19 protein-coding genes are annotated in these 20591 nt (G+C 40.7%); 8 read left to right on the forward strand and 11 right to left on the reverse strand.

What is annotated here, in order from left to right; genetic code table 11:
- Nucleotides 1-49 precede the first annotated feature (49 nt).
- The 8 genes from AC2CZC_RS26065 to AC2CZC_RS26100 are packed head-to-tail and all read right to left on the reverse strand — an operon-like array spanning nucleotide 50 to nucleotide 5122.
- Nucleotides 50-1183: a S8 family peptidase gene (locus tag AC2CZC_RS26065; RefSeq protein ID WP_484585257.1), complete on the reverse strand. Its 1134-nt coding sequence runs from the start codon at nucleotides 1181-1183 to the stop codon at nucleotides 50-52.
- A 14-nt stretch (nucleotides 1184-1197) separates the two neighbouring features.
- Complete coding sequence (locus AC2CZC_RS26070) at nucleotides 1198-1746, reverse strand: phage tail protein (RefSeq protein ID WP_484585258.1); 549 nt, start codon at nucleotides 1744-1746, stop codon at nucleotides 1198-1200.
- 12 nt (nucleotides 1747-1758) lie between these two features.
- Entirely contained in the window at nucleotides 1759-2286 is a 528-nt protein-coding gene (locus AC2CZC_RS26075) for a phage tail protein (RefSeq protein WP_484585259.1), read from the reverse strand.
- A 15-nt stretch (nucleotides 2287-2301) separates the two neighbouring features.
- Nucleotides 2302-2850, reverse strand: a complete 549-nt coding sequence (locus AC2CZC_RS26080; RefSeq protein ID WP_063363286.1) for a phage tail protein — start codon at nucleotides 2848-2850, stop codon at nucleotides 2302-2304.
- A 40-nt stretch (nucleotides 2851-2890) separates the two neighbouring features.
- Nucleotides 2891-3184, reverse strand: coding sequence for a DUF6916 family protein (locus AC2CZC_RS26085; RefSeq protein WP_237139529.1), 294 nt, complete (start codon nucleotides 3182-3184; stop codon nucleotides 2891-2893).
- Nucleotides 3185-3240: 56 nt separating this feature from the next.
- A complete protein-coding gene (locus AC2CZC_RS26090; RefSeq protein ID WP_484585260.1) occupies nucleotides 3241-3753 on the reverse strand; it encodes a GNAT family N-acetyltransferase in 513 nt (170 codons plus the stop codon).
- 42 nt (nucleotides 3754-3795) lie between these two features.
- Nucleotides 3796-4410 (reverse strand): aspartyl/asparaginyl beta-hydroxylase domain-containing protein, encoded by a 615-nt coding sequence (locus AC2CZC_RS26095; protein ID WP_484585261.1) that lies wholly within the window; start codon nucleotides 4408-4410, stop codon nucleotides 3796-3798.
- A gap of 4 nt (nucleotides 4411-4414) precedes the next feature.
- The gene (locus AC2CZC_RS26100; RefSeq protein ID WP_484585262.1) at nucleotides 4415-5122 is read right to left on the reverse strand and encodes an NHL repeat-containing protein; all 708 of its coding nucleotides are present in this window, start codon (nucleotides 5120-5122) and stop codon (nucleotides 4415-4417) included.
- Nucleotides 5123-5620: 498 nt separating this feature from the next.
- On the opposite strand from AC2CZC_RS26100, the gene AC2CZC_RS26105 reads away from it, so the two are divergent.
- The 4 genes from AC2CZC_RS26105 to AC2CZC_RS26120 are packed head-to-tail and all read left to right on the forward strand — an operon-like array spanning nucleotide 5621 to nucleotide 12297.
- Complete coding sequence (locus AC2CZC_RS26105) at nucleotides 5621-9457, forward strand: TOMM system kinase/cyclase fusion protein (protein WP_484585263.1); 3837 nt, start codon at nucleotides 5621-5623, stop codon at nucleotides 9455-9457.
- Between the two features lie 12 nt (nucleotides 9458-9469).
- Nucleotides 9470-9718, forward strand: coding sequence for a hypothetical protein (locus tag AC2CZC_RS26110; RefSeq protein WP_046357147.1), 249 nt, complete (start codon nucleotides 9470-9472; stop codon nucleotides 9716-9718).
- Nucleotides 9719-9754: 36 nt separating this feature from the next.
- Nucleotides 9755-10717 carry a hypothetical protein gene (locus tag AC2CZC_RS26115; protein WP_484585264.1) on the forward strand — a complete coding sequence of 321 codons (963 nt, stop codon included), beginning with the start codon at nucleotides 9755-9757 and terminating at the stop codon, nucleotides 10715-10717.
- Nucleotides 10714-12297 carry a hypothetical protein gene (locus AC2CZC_RS26120; RefSeq protein WP_484585265.1) on the forward strand — a complete coding sequence of 528 codons (1584 nt, stop codon included), beginning with the start codon at nucleotides 10714-10716 and terminating at the stop codon, nucleotides 12295-12297. The genes AC2CZC_RS26115 and AC2CZC_RS26120 overlap by 4 nt, the downstream gene beginning before the upstream one ends.
- 365 nt (nucleotides 12298-12662) lie before the next feature.
- Here AC2CZC_RS26120 and AC2CZC_RS26125 read toward each other — a convergent pair whose 3' ends face one another.
- Entirely contained in the window at nucleotides 12663-13007 is a 345-nt protein-coding gene (locus AC2CZC_RS26125; RefSeq protein WP_063363280.1) for a hypothetical protein, read from the reverse strand.
- Nucleotides 13008-13763 (reverse strand): hypothetical protein, encoded by a 756-nt coding sequence (locus tag AC2CZC_RS26130; RefSeq protein ID WP_484585266.1) that lies wholly within the window; start codon nucleotides 13761-13763, stop codon nucleotides 13008-13010.
- A gap of 531 nt (nucleotides 13764-14294) precedes the next feature.
- Here AC2CZC_RS26130 and AC2CZC_RS26135 point away from each other — a divergent pair.
- Nucleotides 14295-17120, forward strand: coding sequence for a hypothetical protein (locus AC2CZC_RS26135; protein ID WP_484585267.1), 2826 nt, complete (start codon nucleotides 14295-14297; stop codon nucleotides 17118-17120).
- A gap of 168 nt (nucleotides 17121-17288) precedes the next feature.
- Nucleotides 17289-17894 (forward strand): hypothetical protein, encoded by a 606-nt coding sequence (locus AC2CZC_RS26140; RefSeq protein ID WP_484585268.1) that lies wholly within the window; start codon nucleotides 17289-17291, stop codon nucleotides 17892-17894.
- On the opposite strand, the gene AC2CZC_RS26145 is transcribed toward AC2CZC_RS26140, so the two are convergent.
- Nucleotides 17877-18773 carry a LysR family transcriptional regulator gene (locus AC2CZC_RS26145; RefSeq protein ID WP_484585269.1) on the reverse strand — a complete coding sequence of 299 codons (897 nt, stop codon included), beginning with the start codon at nucleotides 18771-18773 and terminating at the stop codon, nucleotides 17877-17879. The two genes, AC2CZC_RS26140 and AC2CZC_RS26145, sit on opposite strands and share 18 nt — an antisense overlap.
- Before the next feature lie 104 nt (nucleotides 18774-18877).
- Between AC2CZC_RS26145 and AC2CZC_RS26150 the strand changes: the two genes are divergently transcribed.
- Nucleotides 18878-20086, forward strand: coding sequence for an MFS transporter (locus AC2CZC_RS26150; protein ID WP_484585270.1), 1209 nt, complete (start codon nucleotides 18878-18880; stop codon nucleotides 20084-20086).
- The gene (locus AC2CZC_RS26155; protein WP_484585271.1) at nucleotides 20055-20582 is read left to right on the forward strand and encodes a GNAT family N-acetyltransferase; all 528 of its coding nucleotides are present in this window, start codon (nucleotides 20055-20057) and stop codon (nucleotides 20580-20582) included. Before AC2CZC_RS26150 ends, AC2CZC_RS26155 begins: the two co-directional genes overlap by 32 nt.
- Nucleotides 20583-20591: the final 9 nt, after the last annotated feature.

The following is a 20591-nucleotide window of genomic DNA, read 5'->3' on the forward strand; positions in this document are numbered from 1 at the left end:
TACTCCTTAGTTAACAGCGCGCAGTCTCTGTTTAAAAAATCAAACGAGCTTAATAATTATTATTGAGTTTAATTTCATTGTTTGTCAGGCCACACCCCAACAGGTGTGACACTTCTCCGGTGACCCAAGCTGCAGCCGAAGACGTCCCATGTATAGTGAGATTTGAACCTTGTTCTTTTTTAGAAAAGACGCCTGGTGCATATACATCGACGCACCGGCCATAATTTGAAAACGGTGCAATTGTTCCATCGAGAGATAATGCACCAACTGTTGTTACGCCTTTTATCAACGACAGCTTATTGCTCACACAAGCATCCTGTGCATGGTTGCCTGCCGATACGATTATGTAAGAAATGCCCCCTTCAGTTAGCCCATCGCGGATCACATTAGCCAACAACTCGGAAACAAAAGGCAATGTCCAACTGCTATTAATGATGTCTACCTGCATTTTTTGAGACACACTGAATGCTAGGATCATTGCGGAATTAAGTGTGCTAGCTTGCTGAATACTCACAAGCTCAGCTGCGGGAGCGCTTTGGCCAATTGCCTGTGACTTAAGGTTGCTCGCTATAACATTCGCAACCATGCTGCCATGACCATTTGTGACCTGTGTTTTTGATAAAAGTTGTTGGCGGTCTGCATCGTATGCGAGTAATACATTAAACGTTGAAAGTGCAGGCTCTGATAAACTCAAACCGTCATCAATAATTGCTATGCGTTTTGGATGATAAGACGAAATACATTGATGGCTGTGAAGTTTCCTGACCTGTTGCGCTTTCAATATACTATTAGGTGCTTGTTCAGCTTGTTTATGTGCACGCACAATTGCAAAATCAGGCTGTATAGTGATCACTCCACTTAATTGCTTTAGCTGTTCATAAACAGATAAAAACTGTGTCGGTGCAGGTGATATTAGGATGGTTGCACTCTCTACATTTTCCGCAAGTATTTGATTTGGTGCTATCGACTCAATGCCATGTGCTTTTTGTTTATCGATTTGAGCAATAAGTTTGTAATTTAAATAAAAATCTAATCCAATATTGCTGCTATAAATATCCGTTTGAGTTGATGGGTATAACCTAATTTCTTCAAGGTCATTTTTAAAAGTAATGAAGGGTCTATTGGGGGTGTCAGCGACAACCCCAAATGCGAATAGAATTAAAAAACAGCCCAATAATTTCACCGCTAACTGCTCTCTTAACTCCTAGGAGGAAAAATACCATCCATACACAAACAAAATTGTACAGCAAGGTATGGTTGTCTATTTTCATGCGCTTGATTTTGCCCATTACTCAATATCGCTTGAGGATTCAAAGTAATATTTGAGCCTCCCAAATCATCGGAAGAATATACACGGGCGACACCACCAGTGGTGGCTCTTGCCGCAGATAACAAACCAGTGCCATTGGAGCGATCAACCAGACCATCTTTGATGGTTTTGCCTGCATATAATTCATGGGTATGTGACGGAAGTTCACTCTCCATTAACACAACATCCGGTAACCCAACCCGATTACCAAGATCTCCAGGAGAAAGACCAGGTCCAGTACCAAACATGGTTGGGCTTCTGCCTTGCAAATCTGGTAGTTGCATATTTGTCTGTCCATTGCCGCCATAAGTGGTACCAATCACAGCAAACAATGCCTGATTTTGTGAAATATCAACAAACTGGCCATCACAAAACGCATAACTAACCGGAGCGAAGGTATATGGCAACATATCAACTTGACCAATAAAGGGATCCATTTCAATACTCCTTTAATTCCGAGACGGGTACAAACCGTTCATACAAATAATAAAACCGAGATACAGCATAGGCATTCTGTTTTCGTGCGCTTCATCACCACCGGTTGTGCCTATGGCTCGAGCGCTGAATGGGTTCGTTTCTAACCCTGCGGTAGAATCAGGTAAAAAATGTAACTCGCTACCAATATAAGATTGACCATCAACTGGGGCTTGTAACTCAGACGTCGCACTAGTTATTTGTACGGGGTGACTGTGTGCTGGTAATTGTGAGGTCGACAACACAACTTGTTCAACACCATACCGCTGACCTATCACTCGATTTGTCAGGCCTGGCCCCTGCCCGTCACCTACTGGTATTCGCCCTCGCATGTCTGGAAGGCCATAAGTGGATCGACCATCACCACCATAATTACTACCCAATAGACTAAATAAAGATTCGTTATCCGTTATCGCTTGTAGCTGGCCTGCACAGTATGACCAGTGGTATGGTGAATACACGCCTGCAAACATACGAATTTCACCTAAATATGCATCACTCATATTATGCTCCTTTACTTAGTTTCTTGGCGGATACGCACCGTTAAGTGCAATCACAAAACCCAAAACCGTTGTTGGTTGTAAATTAGTATGAGGTGCGTTTTGCCCTACAGTGCCAATACTTTGCGATGACAAAGTATCCAAACCACCTGAGTTTTGCGCGTAAAACTTTTTTACCCCAGTCGGAAATTGCGTGTTTGCAGTCGATATGGTGTAACGCGCTGTTGGATTGGCGTTACTAAATGGAAGGAAACTATCCCCCTCTAATGAATCAACTTGAAAATCGTGGTTATGTCCCGTCTGGGCATTAGTCAAGGTAACTTCCTCAAAACCGCCCTTCTGACCTTGTTGCAATATACCGTATTTACCTTGATAAACAGGCGCTCGCCCTCGCATATCAGGTAATCCAAAGTTCGTTCGTGCATCGCCACCGAATGTATCTGAGAGCAATGAAAATAGCGCTGGGTTGTCGTTGACAGGAATCAATGCGCCATTGCACGCAGCCCAGTGTACAGGTGGAAAGTTAAAGGCAATCATCTGCATCATGCCTAAATACGGATTAACCATAAAAACCACTCCTTACTTTTGACTTGGGTTTCCCCACTTCTTAATTGCGTTTGCGAGAAATAACAATCTGATATTTATCAACATCATAAATACTCATAAACATCGGATATTCACCAAACGTACTATGCTTAAACAGATAATTATCTTGAGGAAGTTGGTTGTTAGGGTCTCCGCGAAGAGAAATACTAAAGGAAGAAAACTCCGCAGTGTCTATTCTGCCATTCTCTACGTTAAAAATTTCTAGTTCACCAACTTGCTGTTCATTCTGCACCGAAAAGACATCTACTTTTTGACCAACTAAGGAGTGCATTAACTCATGCGTTACTATTTCCATTTCTTGCTACTCTTTTTGTGTAAAGTGAATACAAGGCTGCCTAAGTGACACCCAGTTTAAACACCCACTATGCTTTTCATTGCTGGGGGATACCAAATCAATAATTCATGAGGCGGTTGTATCAATTCAGTTTGAAAACCCAGTTCTAAATACAGGCGTTTTGCACCCAGATTCAAACAGCTAACAGACAAAGTGAGTGGCATAGCTGACTGCGACGCACAGTGCTGAAATGATTGAATAATTGCCCGCCCAAAACCATGGCCTCGCGCTGCAGCCAAAAAACCGATATCAACTAAACGAATTTCATTATGACCAAAATCAAGCGTGGCCTTGCCAATGGGTTCACCGTGCTTTTCAATAATGAAGTACATTGCATTGGGGTACTGAGCACCGTACCCTTGAGTTTGCGCTTTTAACTGCATCTCAACGATGGACTCAATAAAGTCTTGTTCACCATCAATACACTGCAAGTCCTGTCTTACTTCTCTGTGCAGCTTTTCGATAAATGGCTTATCACTTGCTGTTGAGGGACGAATATGAAGTCCCTCAGGTATGGTAAATTGCACCATAATCCTTATCCTCTTATGTGCATTTATTGAGTATATGCAGCTTTAAAATTTTTGCTCAGAACATTCAATGATATTTTTAAGCCACGCATTAACCTTGCAATCAATCACCAAATTGATCCTAGCCTTAAAGCCGCAATTCAAAACACTGTGCTCTAAGTCCGCATTGACGTACCAAGATTCCCCATTGCGCATAGGCACTTTTTGTCCGCCAACAACAAACTCAATTTCTTCAGAGCCAGTAATGGGGATATGGATCCGTGCTTCGCCGTGCTCCAAAGATAAGCGATGGTCTTGATGTGGATAGATTTGACTTCCCGCCCCTAAACGCATCAGCCTCACTGATTTAAAGGGACATTTGAATTGGCTTAGAAACCGTTCAATTTCAGGTAGGCTTTTCATGATAGGCAAAGGTGAAAACTGCCCGTTACATTCCTCGATTGAGAAACATTGTAAAATTGGATGAGCATCCAAATGAGCTTGATCAGCATAGAGTGCGAGCACATCCCACTCACCAGTAAAACAAGATGTATTTACGTGCCTGCACCAATGCGAATTGCTGATAGAAATAACATCATCGAGTAAAGCATTAACACGGCAAGGTAAATCGAGCTTTGCGCCCGCCAACACCTGAGTTGGTTGTGCACAACTTAGAGTCATCAAACTACCCTAAAGACTGACCTGAAATATCAAATTTATAGACGGTATCTGCAAACTTGCCACCAATAGCGGTTATAGAGTTATATCCATCTATGGTCAGGAAGCGAGTTTTTGTATATAACTCCCTAGGTCCATAACTTTTCAGATATATGCCCTGATTGTCGTATATCTTTATGCTGTTTGAATGAGAGTCTAAAACATGTATATATCCAGACGCGTCGCCGGTTATCGATTTAACACCATTAAGTTGGTGCGCCAATTCATTACCAGATTCGCCAAAAGAGCCAAGTACATCGCCTTCAAAATCTAATGCATAAATAGAATAGCTCGTTTCCCCTATTACAAATAGACGCTGGCGCTTTTCATCAATAGCAAAATCTTTAACATGCATGCTCAGCGGAATAAAACCTAATATTGTTCCTTTATCATCGTATATGTCTATTTGATTCATTGACTCAAACAATATATATACTTTGCTACCATAGCGCCTTGCCACTCTCGGCTTTAGGCTTACTTCTACGATAGTTTGTTGTGGGTTTTCAATTAAAATCGCGGGGTTTGTGATGTTCCAAGAAAGAAGTTCTGAGTTATTTAATCTTTGTGTATATGCCGTTGTGTGCTTATTTTGATGTGCCCAAACAGGCATGGAAACACCCGCTGCGCTTGATGCACTCATAATAACTGCTGATTTAATGAACCCTCGACGCTTCATAAAAGACTCCTTCCTAAATTTATTAAACTCATTATTACAGGATTGGGAATAATAAAATATTACACATTATTACACGATGTAATACATAAACATTAACTCAATAGAAAAAAGCAACACTTAATAGCTAACTTTGAGTTGAAGTACTTGAAGCCAGTCAAACTTTGCAAGCTTAAGTTACTGGTCTAAAGAAAAACTATTCTCATTTTGGCTTTTTAAATCAATAAAAAGCCACAAGAGAAAAGGCCAAAAAACACAACAATAAAAAATAGAAAATCTCGATATACCTATATAAGAGACAAAAGACACAACCTTTAATCCTTATATTTGGAATAATAAAAATAAGACAAGCGTTTCTTACTAGGTAAAAAATCGTATGCATTATATATGTGAAATTAATTATAACTTGTAATCGTCAACCACTAAAAAACGATGTACTATCTACATTCAATTGCATCAAATGTTTCTTGGCAACAATAATTAACTCGTAGAATAAACATAATGTCATTAACTCATTTTTCTGATCCATATATAGAGAATAACTTCGATTCTCCCCAATATGAGCTACTTCATAAGATTGGTGAGGGCGGTTTTGGTAAAGTCTATAAAGCACGCAATAAAAATACAGAACAAACTGTTGCTATCAAATTTTTAGCCCTTGAGCCCCACTTAGAAGAATCAAAAAAGAAACGATATGTTGAACGCTTTAAACGTGAAACCGCACTTAGTGGGCAATTAGAGCACCCGCATATCGTTCGATTATTAGATAAAGGACAGGTTAATGAGCACCTGTTATATGGTGTTTTTGAGTATATTGAAGGCCAGTCACTACGTGAATACCTTATGCAAGAAGGAGCGCTGGACGCAGTTGAAGCCACCGATATTATGTTACAAGTGCTCGATGCACTGATCCACGCCCATAAAAAAGGGATTATTCACCGAGATATCAAACCCGCCAACATAATGCTTACACAAGCGGGAGCGAAAACACATGCAAAAATCCTTGATTTTGGTATCGGTACTCTCACGCAAGAAAGCCGTCATCAAGACTTTGCGACCATCACGTTAACGCAAGAGACAATCGGTACACCTTCTTACAGTGCCCCAGAGCAATTAAGAGGAGAGCCGGCCTCTGAGAAAACAGACTTATACGTATGGGGCTTAGTATTACTTGAATGCTTAACGGGCATGCCAGCGGTTACGGGGTCAAGCGTAGCTTCAATATATCATAAGCAGCTTAGTGACGTGCATATCCCGATCCCCAGCGCCCTACTCGGGCACCCGCTTGCAGGGTTGCTGCGTCGAGTCTTGCAAAAAAATGCCACTGAACGCGTGATCTCAGGTAAAGAAGTGTTTTCTGAGTTAAATACCATGAACGTGTCTAACTTGGTCGGTATCTTAGCCGATGTGCAGGCCCAACATGGTTTTGATGACAATACAGTTGTTCTTCGCAATGACGATCCAAATAGTCCCGTCATACACGATTACACAACTCTCACTGAGCGTAAACAAATCACGGTGTTAGCACTTAGATTAAGTGCTAAGAGGCTCAATGAAAGTGCCAAAGATTTTGATATCATAGATACGCTTTTTAAATCCCAACGCAATCACTGCATCGATATCGCGACCCGATTTGGCGCTTATCATGTTGGTAATTTGGCAGACACCATGCTGTTTTATTTTGGCTACCCAGTTGCTAGCGACAATGATACGCGGCTCAGTGCGCGAACAGCACTCGAAGCCATCAGTGAATTAGCCAAAAGAAATGCGTTAATGCAAGAAGCTCATGGCATTCAACTTAATGCGCATGTTGGTATCCATTCTGGTATTTTTGTCACATATGCCAATGCAGTGCCAGAAGGAAATGTGGCTAATATTGCCATGGAGTTATCTCGCTTTGCGGGCGAGAGGCAGATTTTATGCTCAGCAGAAACACGCTCTATTCTAGAACCGTTCAGTGAGTTTGATTATTTCGACAACATTCAGTTGGGATTATCCATTGATCAGTTGACGGTTTATAACCTCAATGGTGAAAAACGCATTGAAGCCTTTGGCTTTATGCGTGGCACTAAGAACCACCACAAGCTGGTTGGCAGGCAACATGAGTTAGATAAAACGTTGTCTATCATTAACGATGAGAATACGAAAACCCGCATCGCACACATCTTCGGCGAGGCAGGCATAGGTAAATCTCGCTTGTTGCAAGAAATAAGAGACAATGCATCTCAATATCAACACCTGGTTGCACAGTGCTTGCCAGAGCACCAAAACAATGGCTTGTATCCTGTTGTTAACCTAGTTAAGTACCTTTTCAACATTCAGACTCTTAGCCCCTCAGAAATCGTTGCTAAATTCACCACATTATTAAGCAGTGCAGCCTCTGACATAGATGTAACACACATGATGCCTGTGTTACTTGTATGGCTAAATGTCGAGTTACCTGAACATATCCAACCCTCCTCTTTGAGTTCAGAGTCGCAAAAAGCACTGTTGTTTAAGGGCTTGGCAAGCTTATTAAGCACAGATGAAAATGCAATCTGCAACAATAAACTATATGTTTTTGAAGACATTCATTGGTCGGATGCAACCACGTTGGAGTTCATTCAATTTTTTGCAGAGAGTCTAGACGGCCATCATGTTCTGATTAGCACATCACGGCAACCGGCTCCAAACTGCTTACACGATTTAACACTACTTGAAATCGAACTTAATAAACTGACCTCTAGAGCAACCGAAGACTTTATTGAACAACTTTTCGAAAATAAATCAGTGTCCGATTCAGTCAGGAATGTACTGATTACTCGAACAGATGGAATCCCTCTATTTATCGAAGAGCTGGTAGATATGATGAAACAAAAAAGCCTTGTACATGAACAACAAGGTGCTATTCAGTTCATCAGCCCAGACAAGCAAAATGAGGTCCCAGGCAGCCTTAGAGAGTCTTTGCAACAGAAGCTTGACTGTCTTGTACATGCCAAAGAAACAGCGCAATTGGCTGCAACAATCGGCAGAGAGTTTGACTATGATTTGCTGGTAGCGGCATCTTCACTCAGTGAGGATCAAATTCAAAATGATTTGAATGAACTGATTGACAAAGATCTCATTGTGCAACAACGTAGAGTGGACAGCGACAGCTATATATTCAAACATGCTTTGGTGCGAGATGCCGCCTATGAAAGCCAAAGTTCTAAAGAGTTCAAAGGCAAACACTTACAAATATTGTCTGCACTCGAAACCCTAAACCACTTTGATAGAGATCCACTACTGACCACATTTCACTTGAAAAAAGTCGGTCAATTTAATGAAGCGGTCACACTGCTTTTGCACAGTGCGAAACAAGCAACCACGTGCTTTTTTGTAGCAAAAGCCAGCTCATTTTATGCAGAAGCATTGGAGATTATCAATGCAGGTAACATTGAAGACAACGCACTGGCAACGTCTGTTAAAAATGCCCTCGCCGCATCTCGTATCGCTTACAATGGCTGGCTTGATAGCCAAGCCGTGTCGAATATGGAAGAAAATATCCGTAAGATGGAAGAGATTCAAGATCCGACACAAAAGTTTTTCACACAGCGTGGGCAATGGCTACACGCCTATGCATCAGGCGATATGAATGTAGCGCATCAGATTGGCATTGGGCTTGCGCAAACGACAGACGATCTGCCAAGTCATGTTCACCCCATAATTGCTGAAGTTGTTGTACAAACCCATTTCTCATTTGGGGAGTTTGACACAGTTTTAAGCTTAATAGACTCATTGCCCAAGCGTGGTTTTTTTGACAACAGTCCTGAGGCTATTTCTGCCAACTTTGGATTTTGCTCTGAACTAGTTTGCATTGGCTTCAAAGGGTTATCTGAACTCTTGCTAGGTCTGGAGCAACAAGCGGATGAAACCATGCGAGACCAACTTTTGCTTGCGAGACAACTTAACGTCGAAGATGTACTATCAGCCACCCATGGCTTTCAAGCTTGGTACTTCTTACTCAAAAGTGCCATCAGCACTGAGCTCAATGACTTTAACCACAGTCTAAAAAACGCCAAGTTGCATTCCAAGCAAGGATACATCCACTCGCAAAACACCAATAATATTGGCTGGCTTGGATATAACACCATGCTTAAATACTTGGCCAATATCGATGCACAAAATTCATTTGAGCATTTTGAGGAAAATATAGCCCAATTTATGGGCTATCAATCTCACCGTTATTTTTATTACTTTTTCTTAGCTAAGTTTCTATTTTTACGCAACGATGGGCGTTATGAAGATGCGTATGCAGAGTATATTAGCGAAAAAAGTAAAAACCAAAACCGATATCTTAATCAACACGATAACCTTTAATTGGAGATAATTATGTCTGACGCAGCAACGTACCCTACGGGTCTACTTTCTTTTACTTATCATGTGGCAAACACGGAGTCTGTAAAAGCACAGGCACAGTCTGACTTAGATGGTGTAATGACTGACTTTGCGTTAACGCCAACTCAGCAAGAACTCATCACTAAAATTTCTAACGAGACGGGCCTTACTGACAGCTTATGGGAACAATATGCCGAAGAGCTAAGAACTGAAGTTGATCACGACATCAAGACCGTTTGGTAATGATGGGAGGCGGGTAATTATTTACCCGCCAATACTATGCGATATACGACATTACAACTACATACGTGCTTAGATCAGTCATTCTCTTCACTTATTAACAGAAATCAGCCTGCACTGGCCCAAAGTCTCATCGAGGTTGTTCCTCAAAATACTAAAGGCATATGCTACGAATACCGCTCGAATATAAAACACCGTCCTTGCGATATTTTACTGGCATACAGCTGTGCCCCAGCTGATTTGGAACAACTCGAAAACTATGTTTCGCAGCTTACACACGACCAATATGCAAGTGAAATAATCAAGTTCATAGAGCAAAGAAGGATTAACCCTGAATACAGGCCTATCAATCTAGTTTGGTTTAGCTTTGATTGGAATAGCACGCACTACCCCAGTATCCCGACTTTTTATGTCAGCACACAAAATGAAAAGTACAACGATAAACAGAAATTATCATCACTGACAACGGATCTCGTCACCCGCCTTGTGCCGAGCCATTTAGCTACGGCACAACGTGTCTTGGGCTGTTTGGGTAAGGCAAAACTCAACCACATTGGGTTTACGTTTGCTAGAGAGAAATTGAAAACAAAATTTGTCTTAACCTGTAACACAACATCTATTTTACCCCTGCTGAGTGACTTAGATTGGGAAGGGGATCATGACAAATTGGTTCAACTGCTCGATTTTGTAAAAGACATCACCCCAAAAACGCAGATTAGCATCTCTTTTGATGACAACTTATCTAGCAAACTTGAAATTGAGCTACCGTGGATCACATCACATGATAACAATTACATCGATAAACCGTTTATCGACTTTGTGTCAGACATATGCCACGCCCAGGATGAATACCAAAGTTTAGCTGAGCTACAAACTTGGCTAGATGCAAAAAATCATGATTGTATTTTTTATAATAAGTTCTCTTTATTTGAGGATTCTACCGTCAACTTGAAATCCTATTTACATTCAAGTCCATTCCAAAAAAGGAGATTTTTACAATGAGAGCAATCTACCTCGCAATGGCGATGGCTTTTGGTGCCCAAGCTACAGATGCAACCTATGCAACGTACCCGGATTGGCTAGCAACAGACAAGTGCAAGGTGGATGATGTGCCATTGCTGCCCAAAGGGATGACACAACTTGAGTACTACCCTCTAGACGCATATAACAAAAATGTGTGCGAAGATTTAAAGCCAATATCCTCGTCAGGCAGCGACTATCAAGCAAAAATAGATTACCTCACCAATCGCTACAACTTGTTTTCATGGCTACAGTTCATTGCGCTGAACAGGGAGGTAAATAATCATTACGAGATAACACAGAATAACTTGGGTCGCTGCGATAAAGACGCCAATTGTGGCAACCCTGTTTGGTTAAATTGGCGAGAAACCGACACAATTTTTCTTGAACAAGGTGCAACGCCTGTCGACTGGCAGTTTAACAACAACGCATCGCTCATCGAGCCACTTAGGTTAGTTGAACAGGTTGCCCCACCGCACATGCCATACAAAGATGCAATTTTAATCGATCAATCCAATAACCCCGTTTACTACCAAAAATTTGTCAGCCCTTACCTATTCGAGTTTATTAAAAAGAAATCATTCTATAACTTGGATGGTCAAATTGACTATGCCAATAAGCGTGCTTGGGCATGTAAAAATGACAACGACATCGACAATGATGCTTGTATAACAGTAAATACCATTGGCTTTTTGGCATGTAAAGATCCGTCTCAAACACAATGTGATAAAATACAAGACCTCACACAATTTGACTGGTCTTCCACTACGCCAGGTATGGCCATTGAAATCAAAGTGGCTTGGAAAGTACTCGAGTCTGGTGATGATAAAAGCAAATACATCACCCGATTATTGCCTGTCAGAGAGTATAAGGATTTTGTATCCGGCCAAAGTAGCCCTTACACTGTCACGAATAAATATATGGGCGTTGTTGGGTTTCACATTATTCAAAAAACGGGCAGCTCAAAAAATTGGGTTTATTCGACCTTTTCACATAAGAGTAATATCGATGGGTTAACGCCCTCATTCTATGATAGAAACTGCCCAACTTGCGCAGTGAACAATGCTGATAACGGACAATCGAAAACGCAAGTTACCCGTATTGACGCCATTAGCCCTATCACAAGACAAGTGAATGAACATGTCGTTGAAGCGCTGACAGCTGAAAACTCCGTTTTACAGTTTTATCAATTGATTGGCACTCAGTTCACAACAGACAGAAGTGAACCACTCACCGATAATACCGGTAAAATAAGCACCTCTAAACAAGTGGAACTCGAAAATTATTCGGGCAATCATCCATACCCTGTTTACTTAACCAATGAGGTGCTGGAAACCTTCTTGCAAATAGGTAATGAACAAGTTGAAGGCCAAAAAAAGCCAATTTATAACAGCTCTTCATGCATGAATTGTCATGCCAAAGGCGGCATTGCAGTCAAATGTGATACCAGCTTAAAAAAGGCGGTTTTTGGTCTGCGCACATCTGACTTTATGTTTATTTTTGACGATGCACACTGGAAAAACCAAGATAAATATTGTGCACCACAAAATACAAAAAACTAAACGCCGACCAAAGTGTGATTAACCAATTCAGATATGATTTTTCACACTTTAGTCTAATCCCGACTTTGCACTTCGCATGAATGCATTCACAAGCGAGCAATGATAACGTTTATTAATGTTCACTACAGTGAGACTAGGCTCCCAAAGTGCAAAGTGGATTTATAGTTTCTCTCAAAGTTTGATATCCCCTTCATCACGATTTCCCGCCTATGGGAAGTATTTATATCACTTCACCAAACATAGAGAAACAAGAACAAAACTCACATTATTAACACTTAGCGCACAAAATCCTCACTTATTAGAAAGGTTGTGTAACACCATCTTGTATAACAGTGACTATTTAATAGTGCAATTTTCTTAACCAATTACGGTGTCACTACCGTGATAGACTTTACCCTTTCAATACCTGGAGCTAATCGGCAATCTTGTGCTGAGGTAACCTCCAACGTCAGTGCACTATTAACCGCACTGAGCAGCATCAAATATGTACCTTGATTAGAGTTTGCAGTCACATCCACTGACCACAATTGTTTATGATCTTCGCTGACACAGGTAGCAACTGAATTTTTCAATGTAGAAAGCTGAAAATAAGCGATACCCGATTTTACTTCAATATCTGTGATTACCCCTTTCGCCTGTACGCTCGTTGAGGCAAATAGATTGAATATCACCAGTATACCAAATACAGTTTGTTGATAAATTGTCTTCATTTATTCATCTCGTATGATGCAATGCTTACTGCCACATACAGGGTGAACCGCAGGTGTCAACTCATATACATCTTTTAAAAAAGAAATGTTGGTACACCCTGCTCTCGTTGCGTGAGACTTCACTTGACGCCTTTTGAGGCTCTCTTTATTCGGCGTAAACATCGCTCTATCTTGATAAAATGGGAAAGATGCATACTTGTATTTAGTACTTACATAGCCAGCACCTAGGCAGTTTTCTTCCAGAAAATAAACTAGGTCTGTGTACACATCCCGCCTATAGTACATAGAAAAATCTTGTCCCTCTGAAAGCGGAGCGATATACAAGTATCTATCATCACTGGCAAAGCCTTCTATGCGTCCGATTTTGGTTATGCCATCTCCCTTATAAAGCATACTCACCCCCTTATAGCCATCTGAGAGTACCGGCTTTACCGCCACTGATACGCCCTTTGCTCGTTCTACATCAACAATTGCAAGGCAGTCATTGGCACTTTCAACACTAATCGGTAATTCCCCAGCCAATGCGGTGATCAACATAGAGTACATCGCCCGGCCTTGCTCATTATTTAACGAAAAACTATATTCATTACGCTTCGATGCGTGAGCACAACTAGGAAGGGTATGCGTTTTCTCTTCATCTATAGCAAAACGTACATTATTGTCACTCACATTCAACTGAATAATTTGCGCAGCTGAAAATACATGTATACTGAATAGAGAAAACAGCAGACATAAAAAACCTCTCATTATTTTCATCCGAATTCACATTTTAAATATTAAAAACACTGCAATAATGCCATAATAACAAAAGATAATACAGCACCACCTAGCTAGGCACTATTTCGAGTAGGGATTAAAAAAGAAAATATGATTTATAGGTTCCTTATTTTCACAACACTAATAGCAGCATCATTCAACATTTTAGCAAATATAAAAAACACACCTGTTATTTCATATTACTTAACTAATAATGTATCTGAATCAAAAATCCTTACTGATGAAATAATCCACAACGGAGAATTAGATATTCGGTGGCATGATGAAAATGAAAATAATGCGTATAGCCTGACAATTAGAAACAATAATAGCCTTCAATCTCAAACTCTCTATTCAGGAAAAAATCTGTATTTCAAACAAAAATTGGAACTAACTTCTGGGAAGTATACTGTTAGCTTAATATGTGATGAGCCTATAAAATGCTCGAACACTAGTGTCTTTGAGAAAGAGATTTTAGTTGTTAACACCCCCAAATACCTACATGCAAGTTACGACTATGACGCACAAATTATGCACATTAGTTGGGAAAGCCTATCTAACGATAGCAAATACTTACTAGAGCAAAGTGATGATGGAGGCACGACTTGGCTTCCAATTTTGCCTCACAGTACATTTGTTAATACACCTAATCATTTAAAAGAGCACTATAATGGTATTAATGCTCAGATAGGTAGTCAACATGAGCAAAATACAACATCTTTGCTTCTTGATAATGATGCCCACTTTTATATACCTAATGATATCAATAAACAGTTTATTTACCGTGTTAAAGAGTGCCTTGAAAATCAATGTGGAAAATATAAAACATCATCTCCAATAAAGATAAACATTGCCAGCCTAAAGCCACTGATTGCACAGTCAGGCTTTGAAAATGGCTATACTATTCTCAATATGGATGAAAAATTTGGTGACATCACGGTCAGATCGCTCACTCCCATAAACAGTGAAGAACCGAATTACTTAAACTTAAATATAAAAGACTGGGGCTTTGCTCATTATAACCATATTTATGGCTGGCACGGTGTGTTTGGAGACCTTGGAGGTGAATATTTAAGTGGCATCTCAATAACAGGTAAATTACGAGTTAGCCATTTATCACCCAATAGTAAAGTCAGTATAACGCCAATTGCCTATTACAACAGTAATCATCGAGTTAAAGGCAGTGAATTGGTTATTTCAGAGGCTGGCGATAAAGTGATTAATTTTAGGGAATCACTCTGGCTAGATAGCACCAAGCGGACGCGATATATTTCATTCGAAGTACGCCTATTAGGTGAGCATGCTGAGATTCAGCTGGATGATATTCAACTTTATGAAGGTGCCGCATTGGCCCAAGCCCAACCTACATTTTCGGTGTCCGCTGTCAACTTAGGTCAAAATATCGAAATGGGGTGGACTCCCTTTGGTGATGAACATCATCAGTACCACGTAGAATATAGTCCTTACGGTCAAAACACGTGGCAAACATTTTACTATGGCGGTATGAGTACACGACAGGTGTATGACATTTCATTTTTACCCGCAAATAGATATCAGTTTAGACTGCGCTGTGAAGGGATCGTTGGCTGCCCGACAAGCGGATATTTTTATGATACATCATCAATTTTGTACCAGTTAAACTCTATTGACCCTCAGCAAATAAAGACAAGCTATGACGCGGCATCCCAAACAATTCAGCTCAAATGGCCCACGATACCTGGTGCTTTTGGTTACACCATTTTCCAGACCATAAATGGACAGAGCACCACGCGACTTATCCCTCCAGGATATGTGTGGGCAAGGCGTTGGCGTGATGAAGTTGTATTTGCCAAAAATGAAACTGTATTGCCCGTAAATCAAAGTGGTACTTATACATTTGCCGTCACTCCCTATAGCTACTTTCAGCAACTTGGCAGTATGGCAGTTAAGTCAATTAACGTGCATGTGCCAACAACACCAACTATTGTCACTCCAAATGTAGGAAAAGTGAGAAACTTATCTATCTCAAGCGCTATAAAAACACATGGCCGCGCATCTGTTCAGTGGAGCAAACCGACTATACAAGGCATGCCCATTGAAACTCAGCTTACGTACAAGTTATATTTAACGCTGCCGAATACCACAGAGCCATTGAAACCAATCTTAATTTCTGGGCAACAGCATGATAACCATCATGTACTGAACAAATATCTGCTGACAGAACCAGGGCTCTATTACATGGAGATGCAAGCTTGTACACGCAATACAATCTGTGGACCTAAAAATCAGTTGTCATTTAATGTTGAACAAGGCCCGCCCCCAGCTCCTGAACATATTGAAGTCTCTCCGATATTTGCATGGGGAGGTGAAGATTCTGACCAACCAGTAGTATTAAAAGGAAGCTCGTTAACGCTATCTTGGACAATGAATACTTCTTTTTCTCAGGAGGTTACATTTAATATCTCTTTACTGGCGAATACTGAAGGAGCACAATCAAGCAGCTTTGTGCCGCTAAAAACCGATTACCCTTACACACAGTTAGATTATACATTTGCACATTCAGGCGTTTACCTTTTTGCTATTCGCACCTGCACAAAACAAGGTGGCTGCGCAACATATGATTCGAAAACGCTCGCTGTACATGTCGTAGATGATGACTTTTTAACATTACAACCACCTATTCAATTCGAATTCTCAACAGAAATAGGTAAGTATTGGAGCCTCGGAGACACCGCCACGTTGCAATGGCAAATGCCATTTCACTACTCTAAAGCGTTCATTGATTCATTAAGGTATAACTTGTATACCCTTGATAATTACAATCAAGTTGTTCCCCTAAGAGATGCCCCTCGCAATCTACAAAAGCAACAATGGCAGTACACATTCAGTGATTTAAGTGCACACACGTTATTTGTAGAAGCATGTACGATCAATGGTGATTGTAGTGCAAAAACGAAACTTGTGATTGACTACATTCAGCCAGATTGCACTACAATTCCCAAGCTATCAAAAACAAACTCTAAAGCAGTGTTTAGCTGGTGTAAGCTCACAGATCCCTCACTAGCATATTTGGAGATTATGACCGCGCACTGTGGCCAAGAATGCGCCTCAAGATCAGAACCACTTGTCTGGCTTCCTTATCACGTATCTCCTCAACTTTCACAACAGTCACAGACAATTACCACTCAAGAGGCTGGGATTGTAGCTGTAAAAGCAAGAGCGTGTAATATTAATCATCAGTGTTATCCATGGAGTAACACGATAGAGCTCGACTTTAACATCTTAAAAAAACCAAAAATAAAACAAGTCATTTTTATTCACACGGACTTACTTGGCAGCCCTGTTGCTGAGTCGACAATGGAGCGAACTAATAAGTAATTTGATGTACAACGTTCTATTTTATTAACTTAAACCATTACAGGTTGCAGCTATCTGTTAATTCGCTAGCTGCAACCTAAATTACACATATTTGTTTATTTTTAATTCTCTCCCTTCATACAAAAATTTATGCCAAAATAGTGCAAACTTCGCATAAAAGGATTATGTATGAAAACACTATTTGGCATCATTACGACTCTAGGCTTATTCAGTGCAAGCCACTTTACTCACGCAGCAGACACCGGTTTTGCGATATCTGCATTTGGCGGTTACTCAACGAATCATGATTTACAAACAACTAAAGAATATAAAATTGACCTGGAAGACAGCAGTCATTTTGGCGTATCGGCCGATAGAGTAGTCAATAATACCCGCTATGGCTTCTTTTATAGCTTTAACGAAACAGAATTCGCAGACAATGAGATTGCAAAGGTCGATATGGAGTACTTGCTATTTCAAAGTGCCATTGAGATCCCAATCTACGATAATTTATCTAGCTATGTGGGTGCCCATATTGGTGTAAATCGTGTTACACCAAACTTTGCTGAGGCCGATGACTTTTTTGCATCAGGTCTATTTACCGGCCTTGATTATAATATTGGCGCAGGGTTTCATGCCTTTACTGAATTAAGGTGGATGGCCACGATTGTGAAAAATACATCTCATGTTATCTGCGATGATGATCCGCAAACACAAGACAATTGTATCTGGCACTTCGATGGTGATGTCTTAAACCAATTTCAGTTAAGTGCGGGGCTAAATTACCGTTTTTAATTGAGTAAGGCTCAATTTAAGCTCTTCGATAAATAGCTTAGTTTTATATGGGGTAAAGCGCGTATTAGGGTAATAAGCCCAAAGCTGCTTTACCTCAGATTTCAAGTTAGGTAATACAGGGATCAAAACACCTTCTGTTAACTCCCGTGCCACATACTGCGGTGAGATAAAAATGAGCCCCATACCTTGAATAGCGGCTTTCATCAGCGCGTCTAAATGATCAGAGACAAAATTATAATGGCTGAAGTCAAACAAACTGCCATCTTCTAAAATGATCCCGCCTTTCTTTTGATAATAATTACTTAGCAGCATTTTATGTGAGGCAAGATCTTCAATGGAGTTAATTTGCGCACATTGAGAAAGGTAACTCGGTGCACCAAATAACGTCATTTGGTAATCGGCAAGGCGAATGCCTTTGTGTGCCATAGAGTCAAACTCTTCGTAGTAGCTCGTGATTACGAGGTCATGCTCAAGATCAGGCGGTGAGCCAGGCGTCAGTATATTTAAGTGAATAGTTAAATCTTTATACTTTTGCAAAAATGTCTCAATAATTGGCATCAATAAACTACTGCCAATCGCCTGAGTTGCGGCTATTTTTAAAGTGCCCTGAGGTTCCAACTCACTGCCTTGTGCTTGCTCAAGCATGTCATCAAATTGGCCAACCCAATTTCTCGCGTACGATAAAAATCGCAATCCATTTTCATTTAGGCTCACTTTGCGGGTTGTGCGTACAAACAAAGTCTGGCCTAACTGTTTTTCTAACCAATCAATGCGCTTACTCATTGCAGAAGCCGACACCCCTATCACGTCCGCAGCTTTTGTAAAACTGCCCATATCTGACAACACCACAAAACTGCGAACAGCGCTTAACCAATCCATATTAATTCCTAGTAAGAAAAAGTCTTTTAATTATTACCTTATTTTTAGGACATTAAAAGCGCGATATAGTACGCATCATTGTAAAACCCTGAAGAGTGCATATCTTGAATCCGTATATTGCATTGGCTGCTTTTTTATTGTCTTGCTCTCAGCTGGCGAGTCAAATATTTATGCCTGTCTTACCTGACATTACGCAAAATTTAGCGCTTACAGAAGGTGCAAGCCAAGCAATCATCATTAGCTTTTTTCTCTCTTTAGGCGCGTCTCAACTCATAGCCGGGCCACTATGTGACAAGTATGGTAGTCGACCAATTTTTATCGGTGGGCAGCTTATTTTGATTGTGGGCACTTTACTGTGTGCTGTTGCTGAAAGCCCCAATACATTTTTGATCGGGCGTATATTGCAAGGCATTGGTAGTGCAGCCCCAGTGCTTGTTAGCCGCGCAATTTTATATGCCACATTTAACGGCAGTAAGCTTAATAGTGCTATGGGCAACTTGGCGATTTCAGCCAGTATTGTCGCACTTATCACCCCGTTGTTTGCAGGTACCCTTGCTGAACACTTTTCTTGGCAGGGGATGTCATATGCGCTGATCGCTTATTATGGGTTCGTCATGATCTTTGGTTTAGCGGTATTTCCCTCTGAGCAGTCAACCGCCATGTCGCTGCGCCCTTCGGCACTTGTAAAGCAATATCAAGACATCTTTCTCAGCCGTTATTTTACTTCAATGGCGGTGCTTAAATGGGCGCCTACATTTTTATATTTGACCATCCAGCTTTATTTTCCGTTTTTATTGCGTAACCAATTTAGCTTTACCACTGAACAAATTGGTCAAGCCATGACAGTCTGTATGGGCGGCTTACTTGTCGGCTCATCCCTTGCGAAAATAATGCAAAAGCAGATTGGTCATTTAAAAGTCGTCGTCTATTTATGGCCTGCTCTTCCTTTAAGCGCACTGACATTTTGGTTTTTTCATGACTCAGTTTACGCGGTCACCCTTGCATATGGCGCTATTTTATTCATTTTTGGCGGATTCTTTCCAATCTACATGTACTATGTTGGCCACTTTCATAAGTCCCGCTCTAGTACAGCCAATGCGCTAGTCGGGGCGACTGAGTTGTTAATTTTCTCTGTTATTGCATGGTTAGCAAATCAGTATGTGATCACAGGCCCTGATTCTATCTCAATCATCATTGCTGTAACTTCCGTGATTGTTATCTTTGCAGCAAAAAACTTGGCCAAAGCCAAAAATCCGAACCACAGCATTCAAGGATCGTCCAATGCAATTCGAAACACAAAGACTCAGAATTAGACCATTAAATAACTCAGACTTGCATGCGGTTTATCAATCTCGCAGAGACCTTGAGACATCAAAGTACATCGGAAAACCAGCCACAATTGAGGATGTAAATAAACGTATCGAAGAAGCGAGCCAACCTTGGAAAAACATCGATGGTCAAAAGCTTTTATTAGCTATTGAGCATAAAGTTTCTGGTGAATTTATTGGCGAGATGCTGTTTAACTTTACCCATGTGGATCGTCAAATCGGTGAGATTGGTTACCGTTTAAGTCCAACTCAGCAGAGAAAAGGCTACGCATATGAAGCTGCTAGTGCTCTAATTTCGCAATTATTTGAACATTTTACGCTCAATAAAATTACTGCGATTTGCGCCACAGAAAATACCGCGTCTTGGCATCTTATGGAAAAGCTTGGGATGCAAAAAGAAGGACATCTTCGCGAGCATATGCCACTTGATTCAGGGTTTGCTGACAGCTACCTGTATTCAATTTTAAAAAAGAGCACCTAAGCCGTTCAT

The sequence above is a fragment of the Pseudoalteromonas sp. MMG033 genome (genome assembly GCF_057197785.1).

What these genes read in the sequence shown, in the direction of transcription:
- AC2CZC_RS26070 (WP_484585258.1), bottom strand. Translation starts at nt 1,746, where the DNA reads ATGGATCCCTTTATTGGTCAAGTTGATATGTTGCCATATACCTTCGCT.
- AC2CZC_RS26075 (WP_484585259.1), bottom strand. Translation starts at nt 2,286, where the DNA reads ATGAGTGATGCATATTTAGGTGAAATTCGTATGTTTGCAGGCGTGTAT.
- AC2CZC_RS26080 (WP_063363286.1), bottom strand. Translation starts at nt 2,850, where the DNA reads ATGGTTAATCCGTATTTAGGCATGATGCAGATGATTGCCTTTAACTTT.
- AC2CZC_RS26085 (WP_237139529.1), bottom strand. Translation starts at nt 3,184, where the DNA reads ATGGAAATAGTAACGCATGAGTTAATGCACTCCTTAGTTGGTCAAAAA.
- AC2CZC_RS26090 (WP_484585260.1), bottom strand. Translation starts at nt 3,753, where the DNA reads ATGGTGCAATTTACCATACCTGAGGGACTTCATATTCGTCCCTCAACA.
- AC2CZC_RS26095 (WP_484585261.1), bottom strand. Translation starts at nt 4,410, where the DNA reads ATGACTCTAAGTTGTGCACAACCAACTCAGGTGTTGGCGGGCGCAAAG.
- AC2CZC_RS26100 (WP_484585262.1), bottom strand. Translation starts at nt 5,122, where the DNA reads ATGAAGCGTCGAGGGTTCATTAAATCAGCAGTTATTATGAGTGCATCA.
- AC2CZC_RS26105 (WP_484585263.1), top strand. Translation starts at nt 5,621, where the DNA reads ATGTCATTAACTCATTTTTCTGATCCATATATAGAGAATAACTTCGAT.
- AC2CZC_RS26110 (WP_046357147.1), top strand. Translation starts at nt 9,470, where the DNA reads ATGTCTGACGCAGCAACGTACCCTACGGGTCTACTTTCTTTTACTTAT.
- AC2CZC_RS26115 (WP_484585264.1), top strand. Translation starts at nt 9,755, where the DNA reads ATGCGATATACGACATTACAACTACATACGTGCTTAGATCAGTCATTC.
- AC2CZC_RS26120 (WP_484585265.1), top strand. Translation starts at nt 10,714, where the DNA reads ATGAGAGCAATCTACCTCGCAATGGCGATGGCTTTTGGTGCCCAAGCT.
- AC2CZC_RS26125 (WP_063363280.1), bottom strand. Translation starts at nt 13,007, where the DNA reads ATGAAGACAATTTATCAACAAACTGTATTTGGTATACTGGTGATATTC.
- AC2CZC_RS26130 (WP_484585266.1), bottom strand. Translation starts at nt 13,763, where the DNA reads ATGAAAATAATGAGAGGTTTTTTATGTCTGCTGTTTTCTCTATTCAGT.
- AC2CZC_RS26135 (WP_484585267.1), top strand. Translation starts at nt 14,295, where the DNA reads ATGCACATTAGTTGGGAAAGCCTATCTAACGATAGCAAATACTTACTA.
- AC2CZC_RS26140 (WP_484585268.1), top strand. Translation starts at nt 17,289, where the DNA reads ATGAAAACACTATTTGGCATCATTACGACTCTAGGCTTATTCAGTGCA.
- AC2CZC_RS26145 (WP_484585269.1), bottom strand. Translation starts at nt 18,773, where the DNA reads ATGGATTGGTTAAGCGCTGTTCGCAGTTTTGTGGTGTTGTCAGATATG.
- AC2CZC_RS26155 (WP_484585271.1), top strand. Translation starts at nt 20,055, where the DNA reads ATGCAATTCGAAACACAAAGACTCAGAATTAGACCATTAAATAACTCA.